Source organism: Variovorax sp. YR752 (assembly GCF_943372545.1).
On the sequence record NZ_CALRZC010000022.1, the window covers coordinates 47,119 to 60,044 of the forward strand.

General features: G+C 70.6%; 11 protein-coding genes. 10 read left to right on the top strand and 1 reads right to left on the bottom strand.

Features of this window, described 5'->3' with window-relative positions; translation table 11 throughout:
- The first annotated feature begins 68 nt into the window (after positions 1 to 68).
- From AAG801_RS07870 to AAG801_RS07915, 10 genes are all read left to right on the top strand, one after another.
- Positions 69 to 662 carry a TRAP transporter small permease subunit gene (locus tag AAG801_RS07870; RefSeq protein WP_341887892.1) on the top strand — a complete coding sequence of 198 codons (594 nt, stop codon included), beginning with the start codon at positions 69 to 71 and terminating at the stop codon, positions 660 to 662.
- Positions 659 to 2,005, top strand: a complete 1,347-nt coding sequence (locus tag AAG801_RS07875) for a TRAP transporter large permease subunit (RefSeq protein WP_341887893.1) — start codon at positions 659 to 661, stop codon at positions 2,003 to 2,005. Before AAG801_RS07870 ends, AAG801_RS07875 begins: the two co-directional genes overlap by 4 nt.
- Positions 2,006 to 2,008: 3 nt before the next feature.
- Positions 2,009 to 3,358 (top strand): amidase, encoded by a 1,350-nt coding sequence (locus tag AAG801_RS07880; protein WP_341887894.1) that lies wholly within the window; start codon positions 2,009 to 2,011, stop codon positions 3,356 to 3,358.
- Between the two features lie 28 nt (positions 3,359 to 3,386).
- A complete protein-coding gene (locus AAG801_RS07885) occupies positions 3,387 to 3,548 on the top strand; it encodes a hypothetical protein (RefSeq protein WP_341887895.1) in 162 nt (53 codons plus the stop codon).
- Positions 3,549 to 3,599: 51 nt separating this feature from the next.
- Entirely contained in the window at positions 3,600 to 4,991 is a 1,392-nt protein-coding gene (locus AAG801_RS07890) for an AAA family ATPase (protein ID WP_341887896.1), read from the top strand.
- A gap of 19 nt (positions 4,992 to 5,010) precedes the next feature.
- Positions 5,011 to 6,498, top strand: coding sequence for a VWA domain-containing protein (locus AAG801_RS07895; RefSeq protein WP_341887897.1), 1,488 nt, complete (start codon positions 5,011 to 5,013; stop codon positions 6,496 to 6,498).
- A gap of 222 nt (positions 6,499 to 6,720) precedes the next feature.
- Positions 6,721 to 8,547 carry a DUF1800 domain-containing protein gene (locus AAG801_RS07900; RefSeq protein WP_341887904.1) on the top strand — a complete coding sequence of 609 codons (1,827 nt, stop codon included), beginning with the start codon at positions 6,721 to 6,723 and terminating at the stop codon, positions 8,545 to 8,547.
- An 11-nt stretch (positions 8,548 to 8,558) separates the two neighbouring features.
- Entirely contained in the window at positions 8,559 to 9,986 is a 1,428-nt protein-coding gene (locus AAG801_RS07905; RefSeq protein ID WP_341887898.1) for a DUF1501 domain-containing protein, read from the top strand.
- Between the two features lie 244 nt (positions 9,987 to 10,230).
- Positions 10,231 to 11,550 carry a histidine kinase gene (locus AAG801_RS07910; protein WP_341887899.1) on the top strand — a complete coding sequence of 440 codons (1,320 nt, stop codon included), beginning with the start codon at positions 10,231 to 10,233 and terminating at the stop codon, positions 11,548 to 11,550.
- Positions 11,547 to 12,368, top strand: a complete 822-nt coding sequence (locus tag AAG801_RS07915) for a LytTR family DNA-binding domain-containing protein (protein WP_341887900.1) — start codon at positions 11,547 to 11,549, stop codon at positions 12,366 to 12,368. Before AAG801_RS07910 ends, AAG801_RS07915 begins: the two co-directional genes overlap by 4 nt.
- Here the strand turns inward: AAG801_RS07915 and AAG801_RS07920 are convergent.
- On the bottom strand, positions 12,355 to 12,926 hold a 572-nt coding region (locus AAG801_RS07920; protein WP_341887901.1), incomplete at its 5' end, for a lysoplasmalogenase. The two genes, AAG801_RS07915 and AAG801_RS07920, sit on opposite strands and share 14 nt — an antisense overlap.

Below are 12,926 nucleotides of genomic sequence, written 5' to 3' on the forward strand. Positions count from 1 at the left end.
CGATGGGCGGCTCACCCCGGTTCCACGAAGGGAGGCCGTCGAGCCTCCCTTCTTCGTGAGGAGTTCCCATGATCCGCGGTGTCATTCGCACGATCGACCTGCTGAACAAGTCGGTAGGCCATGCGTTCGCCTGGTGCATCGTCATCCTGACCCTGGGCGTCAGCTACGAGGTGTTCGTGCGCTACGTGCTGCGCGACCCGACCAGCTGGGCCTACGACCTCAGCTATATCCTGTACGGTGCGATGTTCCTGATGGCCGGCGCCTACACGCTGTCCCGCGGCGGCCATGTGCGCGCCGACGTGTTCTCGCGGCGCTGGCGCCCGCGCACCCAGGCCACCGTCGAGCTGGTGCTGTACTTCATCTTCTACTTTCCCGGCGTGCTGGCGCTGGTCATCGCCGGCTGGGGCTACGGGCACGAATCGTTCGCCATCCGCGAGGTCAGCGTGAACAGCCCGGCCGGTGTGCCGGTGTGGCCGCTGAAGATGCTGATCCCGGCCGCCGGCGTGCTGCTGACGCTGCAGGGTATCGCCGAGGTGCTGCGCTGCCTGCTGTGCCTGAGGGAGGGCGCCTGGCCGCCGCGGCTGCATGACGTCGAGGAGCTGGAAAGCCAGCTGATCCAGAGCCACGCCACGCCGACCGACACCGCTGGAGCGAAGTCATGAGCAATCCCCAGCTCGCCCTGCTGATGCTGGGCCTGTTCATCTTCATCATCATGCTGGGCTTCCCGATCGCCTTCACGCTGATGGCGATGGGCGTGGCCTTCGGCTTCTACGCCTACTGGCAGCCCGACCAGACCTTCTTCGACAACCGCGTCTTCTACCTGTTCACGCAGAACACCTTCAGCGTGATGAACAGCGACATCCTCGTCGCCATCCCGCTGTTCCTGTTCATGGGCTACATGATCGAGCGCTCGAACATCCTCGACAAGCTGTTCCTCAGCCTGCAGGTGGCATTCCGGCGCGTGCCCGGCGCGATGGCGATCGCCGCGCTGGTCACCTGCGCGCTGTTCGCCACCGCCACCGGCATCGTCGGCGCGGTGGTCACCTTGATGGGCCTGCTCGCCTTCCCGGCGATGCTCAAGGCACGCTACGACCAGGGCATTTCCGCGGGGGTGATCTGCGCCGGCGGCACGCTGGGCATCCTGATCCCGCCGTCGATCATGCTGATCGTCTATGGCGCCACGGCGGGCGTGTCGGTGGTCAAGCTGTACGCCGCCGCGCTGATCCCGGGCTTCCTGCTCGCCGGCCTGTACATGGTCTACGTGGTGGTGCGCGCGCTGCTGAACTCGAACCTGATGCCGCGCCTGCCCGACGACGAGTCGCGCATGGGCTTCTTCCAGGTGGTCGTGCTGCTGTTCAAGGCCTTCGTGCCGCTGGCCACGCTGATCATGTCGGTGCTCGGCGCCATCCTGTTCGGGCTGGCCACGCCGAGCGAAGCCGCGGCGATCGGCGCGCTGGGTTCGGTGATCCTGGCGATCGCCTACCGCGCCATGTCGTGGGGCAAGCTGCGCGAGGCGGTCTACCTCACAGCGCGCACCTCGGCGATGGTGTGCTACCTGTTCATCGGCTCCTGGACCTTCTCGTCGATCTTCAGCTACCTCGGCGGCGAGGCGCTGGTGAAGGAGTTCGTGCTGGGCCTGGACCTGAACACGGTGACCTTCCTGCTGCTGACCCAGGTGATCATCTTCGTGCTCGGCTGGCCGCTGGAGTGGAGCGAGATCATCATCATCTTCGTGCCGATCTTCCTGCCGCTGCTGGAGCACTTCGGCGTCGACCCGATCTTCTTCGGCATCCTCGTCGCGCTGAACCTGCAGACCTCGTTCCTCACGCCACCGATGGCGATGTCGGCCTACTACCTGAAGGGCGTGGCGCCAGCGCACGTGCAGCTGGTGACCATCTTCAAGGGCTGCCTGCCGTTCGTCTCGATGGTGTTCGTTGCGATGGCCCTGATGTACATCTTCCCGCAGCTGGTGACCTGGCTGCCGGGCGTCCTGTACAGCCGCTGAACCATGACGATCGATCCCGCCGCTCTGGTCGCCATGAGCGCCGTCGAGGCCACCGGCCGCATGGCGGCCGGCGAGTTCTCGGCCACCGACTACGCACAGGCGCTGCTGCAGCGCATCGAACAGGTCGACCCGCAGGTGCAGGCCTGGGCGCACCTGGACCGGGCCCACGTGCTGGCACAGGCCGAAGGCGCCGACGAGCGGCACGCACTGGGCGAGCCGGACGCTGCGCTGTTCGGCATCCCCGTGGGGGTGAAGGACATCATCGACACGGCCGACCTGCCCACCGAGAACGGCACGGTGCTGCACGCCGGGCGCCAGCCGCACGACGATGCCTACGTGGTGCGCGCGCTGCGCGCCGCCGGCGCGCTGCTGATGGGCAAGACGGTGACCACCGAGCTCGCCACCTATGCGCCCGGCAAGACACGCAATCCGCACGACCCGAGGCACACGCCGGGCGGTTCGTCCAGTGGTTCGGCCGCCGCCGTTGCCGCCGGCATGGTGCCGCTGGCAATCGGCACGCAGACCAACGGCTCGGTGCTGCGGCCGGCGTCGTTCTGCGGTGTCATCGGATTCAAGCCGAGCGCCGGGCTGATCCCGCGCAGCGGCGTGCTGACGCAGTCGCCGCCGCTGGACGCGATCGGCGTGTTCGGCCGCCAGGTCGAAGACGTAGCGCTGCTCGCGCAGGTGCTGGCCGGCCATGACGTGGCCGACCCGGCGACGCGGCTGCGCGCCACGCCGCCGCTGCTGCGCACCGCCAGCAGCGACCCGGCCCTGCCGCCCACCCTGGCCTGGGTGGCCACGCCGTTCTGGGAGCGCATGGCGCCGGACGCGCGTGCCGCCTTCGAGGAGCTTCGATCGCTGCTTGAAGGCCGCATCGCGCCGTTCGAGCTGCCGGCCAGCGCGGCCGATGCCATCGGCTGGCACAAGCTGGTCATGGAGGCCGACCTCGCCGGCTCGTTCGCGGCCGAGTACGAGCGTGGCCGCGAGCAGCTCTCGGCCTCACTGCGCGCCCAGATCGAACGCGGCCGCCAGGTCACGGCGGTCGACTATCGCCGCGCGATCGCGCGCGTGCCGGTGCTCAACGAGGCCTTCGACACGGTGTTCGACAGCTTCGACGCCATCGTGACTCCGGCGGCGCTGGGGACCGCGCCCGAGGGGCTGGAGGCCACCGGCGACCCGATCATGTGCACCTTGTGGACCTTCCTCGGGCTGCCCTGCATCAGCCTGCCGCTGCTGCACGGTGCCAACGGCCTGCCGATCGGCGTGCAGCTCGTCGGCCGGCTCGGCGACGACGCGCGGCTGCTGCGCACGGCACGCTGGCTGACCCGAGCGGTGCAGCAAGCCTGCGCATGACCACACCCTCAATTCACTGGAGACGGCGATGAAGCTGGTATTCGGACTGATCGGTGCGTTGCTGATGATCCTGTTCGTCGGCAGCATCGTCATCAAGATCAAGGAAGTCGCGCTGGTGGCCGTCGTGCTGATCGGTGTCGTGATGATGCTGGTCGATCTCTGGCAGGCACGCAACGAGGCCGACACCTGAGCTTGACCGCGCTGAAGCCGCGGCACCCGCGAACCGCGCCAGAATGCGCGCATGGATGCTGCCCTGCCCGACCGCTCGCGCCTGGCCGCCCTGGTGGCCCGGCTCGAAGCCGGCCTGCTGGAGCGCGACACCGCCGTGCGGCTGGCCCTGCTGGCCGCGCTGGCCGGCGAACACGTGCTGCTGATCGGCCCGCCGGGCACCGCCAAGAGCGAACTGGCGCGGCGTCTGCACGGCGCCTTCGCCGGCGCACGCTACTTCGAGCGGCTGCTGACGCGCTTCTCGACCCCTGAAGAACTGTTCGGCCCGCTGTCGCTGAAGGCGCTCGAGCACGACCGCTACGAGCGCCTGATCGACGGCTACCTGCCGACCGCCAGCATCGCCTTCCTGGACGAGGTGTTCAAGGCCAACTCGGCGATCCTCAATGCGCTGCTGACCCTGCTCAACGAGCGCGAGTTCGACAACGGCAGCGCGCGTTTGCACACGCCGCTGATCAGCGTCGTCGGCGCCACCAACGAAGTGCCGGCCGAGGAGGCGCTGATGGCCTTCCACGACCGCTTCCTGGTGCGCGTGCCGGTGGCCGGCGTCAGCGACGCCGCCTTCGGCGCGCTGCTGGCGCTGGGCCCGCCGCCCGCCGGGCCCGCCACCCCGGCCGCGCCGATCGACGGCCAGACGCTGCGCGAGGTGATCGCGCAGCGCGACGGCGTTGCGCTGCCTGCGGCTGTGATCGACGCGCTCGCCGCGCTGCGCGCCTTCGTGCAGTCGCAGGGCATCACCGTCTCCGACCGCCGCTGGCGCCAGCTCGTCGGGCTGCTGCGCAGCGCGGCGCTGACCGAAGGCCGCGATGCCGTCGACCGCTTCGACCTCTGGCTGGTGCCCTATGTGCTGGCAGCGCAGCCGGCGCAGGTTCCGGCCCTGCAGGAGTGGTTCGTCGCCGAGATCGCGCGGGCCGCGCCGCAGGACGCACCGTGGCTGACGCGCGCCGTCGAGGCGTTCGAGAAGCAGCTGGAGATCGAGCTGTCCATGCCCGCCGAGGGCGGCGACGACAGCGCCGGCAAGCTCGCGCTGGCCCGTGCGATCGGCGGCGCGGGCGAAAGCGGCATGCTGCGGGTCGTCTCCTCGGCGCTGGAGGACGCGATGCGCCGCCGCTGGAGCCCGGTGCACGTGGCGGCGCGGCTGGCGCAGGTCGACGCGGTGATGCAGCGCGCAACCGAACCGCTGGGCGCGCTGCGCGAGCGCGCCGCCGCGCTGCAGCATGCGCTGGACGGGCGCCTGTGGCTGCCGCCCTCGCTGGCCGCCACGCTGCGCGGCAACCTGCAGCACACCATCGCCCTGCTCGAGTCGCTGCACACCCGCCTGGCCGCCGTGCGCGAGGGCTTCGCCGCGATGCCGCTGGACGAAGCGCTGCCGCAGGTCGAACCCGAGCCGATCGCCATCGGCGCCTGAAGTGGGTCGATCGACGGCCGTGAACGGACTCGACGCCCCCTACGACCGCCTGGGAGCGCTGCCGCGCGAGCTGTGGCTGCCCGGCCTGGTGACCGCCTGCGGCGACTGCGGCCAGCGGCTGGCCGACCTGCACGCCTGGCTGGCGGCGCTGGATGCCGGTGCGCTGCCCGACGCCGGCCACGACTTCGGCGATGCCGTCGCGGTGATGCCGCTGCGCACGGTGATCGGCGAACTCGACCTGCCCACACTGGCCCGCGGCGTGCCGGCGCTGGCCCAGCAGGTGCTGCGCACGATGCTGTGGCACCTCGACCGCGTCGTCGATGCGCAGCCGAGGCTGAGCCGCGAGGCTGCCATCCGCCAATGCGCCGAGGACTTCCGCGCCGAATGGACCCTCGAGAAGAGCGGCTGGGAGGAAGCGCTCGCGCTGATGCAGGGGCTGGGGGACCTCGCCCACCTGCGCTGGGACGAGTTGCGTGGCCGGCTGACCTCGCGCGAGTGGCGCGAGGCGCAGCGCATCGGCGCCATGCTGGCGCACCTGCAGCCGCTGGCCGATCTGATCCGCGCGCTCGGCCGCGCCCACCATCATCCGCAGCGGCCACCGGCGCGTTCGCCGCAGCCGGCGCTGCAGGACGCGCCGCTGCCGCTGGTCGTACGCGAGACCCGCCTGCCCGACGCGCCCGGCGAGCTGATGGGCATCCGCCACTCCGACCGCATCGAGCGCATGCTCGGCAGCGAGGCGGTGCAGATGCGCCACCCGGTGCTGCACAAGCTGTGGCGCGCCCGGCTGGCGGAGAGCCGGCTGCTCACCTACCAGAGCGAGGCGGTGCTGATCGAGCCGGTGCCCGACCCGCGCGGCCGTGCCCGCCGCCACGCGACGCCGCAGCCCGAGCGGCTGGAGCGCGGGCCGATCATCCTGGCCGTCGACACCTCGGGCTCGATGCGCGGCGCGCCGGAGAACATCGCCAAGGCGGTCGTGCTGGAGGCACTGCGCAGCGCACAGCGCGAGAAGCGCGGCTGCCTGCTGATCGCCTTCGGCGGCCCGGACGAGATCATCGAGCGCGACCTGTGCCCGGCCGAGCGCCCGCACGAGGGCATCGATGCGCTGCTCGAGCTGCTCGGGCAGAGCTTCGACGGCGGCACCGACGTTCAGGCGCCGATCGAACGCGCCGTGCAGCGCGTGCGCGAGTCGCACTGGCGCAGCGCCGACCTGCTGATCGTCAGCGACGGCGAGTTCGGCTGCACGCCGGCCACGCTGCAGCATCTGGAGGATGCGCGGCAGGAACTCGGCCTGCGCGTGCAGGGCATCCTGGTCGGCGACCGCGAGACGCTCGGACTGCTCGAGACCTGCGACGCCATCCACTGGCTGCGCGACTGGCGGCGCTTCGCCGGCGACACGCCACAGCGCGAGGCCTTCGTGCCGGTGCACACGCCGAGCCTGACGGCCCTGTACTTCCCGAATGCGCTGAACGCCCGCGCCGCGTCGACGGCGGCCCGCCGCGGCGGCTGAAGCCGTTGTTGCGCCGCCCGTGCCGCGCGCAGTGGTGACAAGCTGCAGCGGGCCGGCCCGTTCCGGCACCTTGGCGTGACGTTTGGTCACTGCCTGGGGGGCGGCGTCGGGCATCGTCGACGCTTCATGCCGCGTGATGACGGCAAAGGGAGCGGTATGCGCAAGGCAGTCGATTCGGCGAGGGCGTTGCGCTCGCTGTTTGCAGTCGTGGGCTCGGCAGCGATGCTCGGGGCCTGCGGTGGCGGGTCGGAGACATCCGCGCCGCCCACCGGAGGAACGCCCGCACCTTCACCCGCCCCGTCACCTGCGCCATCTCCGGCACCAGCGCCCTCACCGGCACCAGCGCCTGCGCCGTCGCCAGCACCGTCACCGGCCCCGTCACCTGCGCCTTCGCCGGCACCGGCACCGGCACCGGCACCTGCCCCCGCGCCGGCACCTGCTCCGGCTCCCGCCCCCGTCACCGCCAAGGACGCCTATCGCCTCGCCGATCAGGCCAGCTTCGGCGCCACCGAGACGCTGATCGCCGACATCCGCGCCCAGGGCCGCGCGCCCTGGATCGCGGCACAGATGAGTGCCTCCGCCTCGCGCTACAGCGCCGGCAACGGCGATGCGATCCACAAGAACACCAGCAACACCGGCTTCTGCGACCAGAGCGCCTACACGGGGCCGACCTGCTGGCGCGACTGGTATTCCAGCCAGCCGCTGGTGTGGGACTTCTACCGCAACGCCACGCAGAACAGCGACCAGCTTCGCCAGCGCGTGGCCTTCGCGCTGCAGCAGATCGTCGTCATCAACAACCTCGACGTCGAGGGCACCTACGGGCTGCGCAACTACCACAACACGCTGCTGGACAACGCCTTCGGCAACTACCGGCAGGTGCTGAAGAAGGTCACGCTGTCGCCGGTGATGGGCGACTTCCTCAACAACGCCAACAACGACAAGGCAGCGCCGAACGAGAACTATGCGCGCGAATTGCTGCAGCTGTTCTCGATCGGCACCTGCGAGCTCAATGCCGACGGCACGATCAAGGGCGGCGCCTGCGCGCCGACCTACAACAACGAGACGGTGCGCAACTATGCCTACGCGCTGACCGGCTGGACCTACCCGGCCGGCGGCGCGACGCCCTATGGCTGCTGGCCGAGCGGCACCAACTGCCGCTACTACGGTGGCGACATGGTGCCGGTGGCGAGCTACCACGACGCCAACGTGCGCCCGCTGCTCAGCGGCCGCAGCAAGCCGGCCGGCAGCACACCGGCCAGCGCGCTGGAACTGGTGCTCGACAGCGTGATGCAGCACCCGAACACCGCGCCGTTCATCAGCAAGCAGCTGATCCAGCATCTGGTCTCGAGCAACCCGAGCCCGGCCTACGTGCAGCGTGTGGCCGCGGCCTTCATCGCCGGAACGTACAGCGCCGAGGGCCGCAGCTTCGGCACCGGGCAGCGCGGCGACCTGGCCGCCACGGTGGCGGCCATCCTGCTCGACAGCGAGGCCCGCGCCGCGACGCCGGCGCGCACCGCCGGCAAGCTGCGCGAGCCGACGCTGATGTTCACCGGCGTGCTGCGCGCGCTCAACGGCCGCAGCGACGGCGAGGCGCTGGCCTGGTGGTGGGGCGAGACGCTGCGCCAGCATGTGTTCCGGCCACCCTCGGTGTTCAACTTCTACCCGCCCGACTACCCAGTGCCGGGCAAGGCGACGATGGTCGGCCCGCAGTTCGGCATCCACAACGCCAACTCGGCGCTGGAGCGGCTGAACTTCCTGACCTACCTGCTCTACTGGGGCGGCTCGACGGCGTCGACCTCGGTGCCCGGCGCCTTCGGCACCGCGGTCGACACCACGCCCTTCGAGGCCGATGCGGCCGACGCCGCCCGTCTGGTCGACCGGCTGTCGGTGCTGGCCACCGGCGCAGCGCTGCCCAGCGGCACGCGCACCCGCATCATCACGGCCGTCGAGGCATTCACCTCGGCGAACAACGACAACTGGCAGCGCGAACGGGTCAAGCAGGCCGCCTACCTCGTGTTCGCCACTCCGGCCTTCCAGGTGCAGCGATGAAGGAACGCGCCATGACGATCACTCGCCGCAACTGGCTCAAGGCCGCCGGCCTGCTCGGCACCACCGCCGGTGCGGGCGCGCTCGGCAATCTGCTGCTGCCGGCCACGCCGGCCCGCGCCGCCGACTACAAGGCACTGGTCTGCATCTTCCTGTACGGCGGCAACGACGGCCTGAACACCATCGTGCCGACCGACGCCACCCGCTATGGCCAGTACAGCGCGGTGCGCGGCGCGCTCGCGATCCCGCAGGGCAGCCTGCTCGGCCTGGGCAGCAGCGGCTACGGGCTGCACCCCTCGCTGTCGGGCCTGACCGCGGCCTGGAGCGAGGGGCGGCTCGCGCCGGTGTTCAACGTCGGCCCGCTGTACCAGCCGATCACCAAGACGCAGTTCCGCGCCGCACCGGACAGCTCCGACCTGGTGCCCGACAGCCTGTTCTCGCACAGCGACCAGCAACTGCTGTGGGAGAGCAGCAGCACCGACTCGCTGACGCGCACCGGCTGGGGTGGCCGCGCCGCCGAGGTGCTTGGTACGACCAACCCGGTGATCTCGGTGGGCGGCAACGGGCGCTTCGGGCTGTCGTCGCTGTCGGCACCGCTGGTGCTGCCCGACCCGGGCGCGACCTTCGGCGCCTACGAACTCGGCACCGACAGCTGGCGGCTGAGCTACGCGCCGCTGGTGGCACGCGCCGCAGCGCTGCGCGGCATCTACGACGAGGCGCAGAACAACGATCTCGCCGAGGTCTACGCCGGCATGCAGCGTGACGCCTTTGCCGTCTCCGACCGCCTGGCGGCGCTGATCAAGGTCACGCCCGGCGAGGCCGGCTCGGTCGCGGCGATCGACAACGCATTCGCGCCGCTGATCACCGACGGCAACGTCGCCGACGGCCTGCCGCGCCAGCTCTACCAGATCGCCAAGCTGATCGCCGGCAACGCCACCGTGCAGGGCAACCGGCAGATCTTCTTCGCGCAGCTCGGCGGCTTCGACACCCACGGCAACCAGATCGGCGGCAGTGCGATCACCGGCACCCACGCCACGCTGCTCAAGGAAGTGGGCGACGCGCTCGGCTGCTTCTACGCGGCGATGAAGGGGCTGGCCCTGTCCGACGCGGTGACTGCGTTCACGCAGAGCGACTTCGGCCGCACCTTCACGCCCAACAACAGCAGCGGCACCGACCACGCCTGGGGCAACAACCATCTGGTCATCGGTGGCGCAGTGAAGGGGGGGCTCACCTACGGCACCTACCCGACGCTGGTGCTCGGCGGCCCCGACGACGTCGGCGTCGACAGCTGGGAGCTGCAGGGCCGCTGGATCCCGACCAGTTCGGTCGACCAGTACGCGGCAACGCTGCTGTCCTGGTTCGGCGCGGACGCCGGCCAGCTCGACACGGTGCTGCCCAACCTGGCCAACTTCGGCAGCGCGCGCACGCTCGGCTTCCTCTAGAGCGCCCCGGCCGGCCCGTCGGCCGACTCTGCAGCCTGTCGGCCCGCGCCGACAGGCCGTCGCATCGTGCTCGCAGCGGACCGGCCGCGCCCGTACAGTGGCGGCCATCCGCTGAAGACCTCCGATGACGCCCCCGCCCGTGCCCCCCATTCCGCCGGTGCCGCCAGTGCCCCCGGTACCACCGGTGCCCCCCGCCGCGCGGCATGCGCCCTCCGGGTGGTGGTCGCCATTCACGAGCGCCGTCATGCGCGGCTACCACGCCTACGGCAGCTGGCTGGTCGGCATCAGCTGGAAGCGGTTCCTGCTGCTCTCGCTGCTGCTGCTGATCTCCACCGGCATCCTGCAGAACCTCCCGCCGTTCAACCTGAAATGGCAGACCTGGGAAGTGGTGCCGGAGAAGAAGAAGCCGGTGGTGAAGGTCGAACCCTCCGCGCCGGGGGCGAGTGCGCCCAAGGGCGAGGTCGAGATCAGCATCAACGAGGACGGCATCCGCATCCGCCGCGGCGCGGCCGCTCCCGCGGGCGCTGCGTCGGCGCCGGCGTCGGCACCGCTGTTCGACATCGGCCGCGAAGGCATCGAGATCAAGGTTCCGGCGGGAGCCGACAACGAGGCGGTGCGCGAAGCCGTGCGCGAGGCGCGCGATCAGATCAAGGAAGCCATCGACGAGGCACGCCAGGCCGCCGAAGAGGCGGCCGAGGAGGCCAAGGAGGCCGCGGCGGAGGCCCAGCAGCAGGCTGACGGCGTGGTGCGCATCGGGCCGGCCATGCGTGTGCGCCACACCAGCCTGGGCGAGTCGCTGCCGGAGATCGCGTTCCTGTGGATCGCGATGTCGATGATCCTGAAGATCACCTACAAGGGCCGCATGCAGGCCGAGGTCAAGGCCGCACAGGCCACCGAGACCGCCGAGGCCGAGTCGCTCAAGCGCCAGGTGGTCGAGGCGCGCATGGCGGCGATGCAGGCGCAGATCGAGCCGCACTTCCTGTTCAACACGCTGGCCTCGATCGACCACCTGATCGAGACCGACCCGAAGCGCGCCTCGGTGATGCAGAAGCACCTGATCGCGCTGCTGCGCGCCAGCATGCCGACGATGCGCGAGGCCAACGGCGCCGGCAGCGGCGTGCGCGACCTCGGCCGCGAGATGGCGGTGATCACGCCCTACCTGGAGATCCTCAAGGTGCGCATGGAGGACCGGCTGGTCACGCAGATCGACGTGCCCGAGGGCCTGCGCTCGGCCGCGTTCCCGCCGATGATGATCCAGAGCCTGGTCGAGAACGCGATCAAGCACGGCCTGGAGCCCAAGCCGGAAGGCGGGCTGCTGTCGGTGAAGGCCGAGATCGTGCACGGCAAGCTGGCCGTGACGGTGGCCGACACCGGCGTCGGCTTCGGCAAGGCGGCGACGGCCGGCACCGGCATCGGCCTGAACAACATCCGCGAGCGGCTGCAGCTGCTCTACGGCCGCAAGGCGACGCTGACGGTGGCCGAGAACCCGCCCGGCGGCACGCGTGTGACGATCACCGTGCCCTACGTGGCACAGGCCGGCGACGACGCTACGATGGCCGCATGAACAGCACCAGCGGCCTGAAGGCGGTCATTGCCGACGACGAGCGCCTGATGCGCGAGCAACTGCGTGCCCGCCTGGCCGAGGCCTGGCCGGAGCTGCAGATCGTCGCCGAGGCGAAGAACGGCACCGAGGCCGTGCAGCTCGTCGAGCAGCACCACCCCGACATCGTCTTCCTCGACATCCGCATGCCCGGCATGACCGGCGTTGAGGCAGCGCGCGCGATCGCGCAATTGCCGATCGGTGACGAAGTCGACGACGGCTGGAGCGGCTGCGAGATCGTCTTCATCACCGCCTACGACGAGTACGCGGTCGAGGCCTTCGAGCAGGGCGCGGCCGACTACGTGCTCAAGCCGGCCGAGCGCGAGCGACTGGCGCGCACCGCCGAGCGCATCGGCCGCCGCATCGCGCAGCGCGGCAGCGGCGAGGGCCCGGCGCTCGGCGGCATGCAGCAGTTGCTGCAGAAGCTGAGCTCGCACATGAACCCGGCGGGCGCGCCGAAGCTGAAGTGGATCCAGGCGACCGTCGGCCAGAGCATCCAGATGATCCCCGTCGACGACGTGCTGTTCTTCATCTCCGACGAGAAGTACACGCGCGTGCAGACCGCCTCGCTGGAGGCACTGATCCGCAAGCCGATCAAGGAGCTGCTCGAGGAACTGGACGCCGATCTGTTCTGGCAGATCCACCGTTCCACACTGGTCAACGTCAAGGCGATCGCCGGCGTCAGCCGCGACCTGCGCGGCCGCCAGCTGGTCAGCGTCAAGGGTCACCCGGAGAAGCTGGAGGTCTCGCGCAGCTTCACGGGCCTCTTCAAAGGCATGTAGCTGCCGGTGCCCGCTCACGCAGCGAGCCTGCGATGCACCACTGCGCCGCCCAGTAGCTGCCAAGCACCAGCAGCGAGGCTGCGGGCAGCGGTGCGGCGAACCTGTTCACCGCCAGCAATGCGTCGGAGAGCAGGAACAGCGCGCCGCCGATCGCACCGGACCAGGCGAGGCGCTCGCCAGCCGTGCCGCGCAGCGCCAGCCAGACCACCGCCGCCTGCGCGGCCATCGATGCGAGGCACACCACGTAGAGAAGCACCGGCAGGCGCAACGTCGCCGGCACACCCGGCCAGAGCACGGCGAGCACGAGCGAAGCGATCAGCGCATAGGTGGCGAACGGCTGCCAGCGCGCCGCGAATCGCACCCGCCCGTGGAACGCCACGATGTAGGCCAGGTGCGCGAACAGGAAGGCGATCAGCCCCGGCAGGAAACCTTGCTTCGGCCACAGCAGCGCCACGTCGCCGACCAGCGAGAGCACGAGGCCGGCGAGGATCCAGCGCCGCGCGGCCGGCTCGTCTGCGCCGCGGCGCGCCGCGTGCACGATCAGCAGCACCGTGGTCA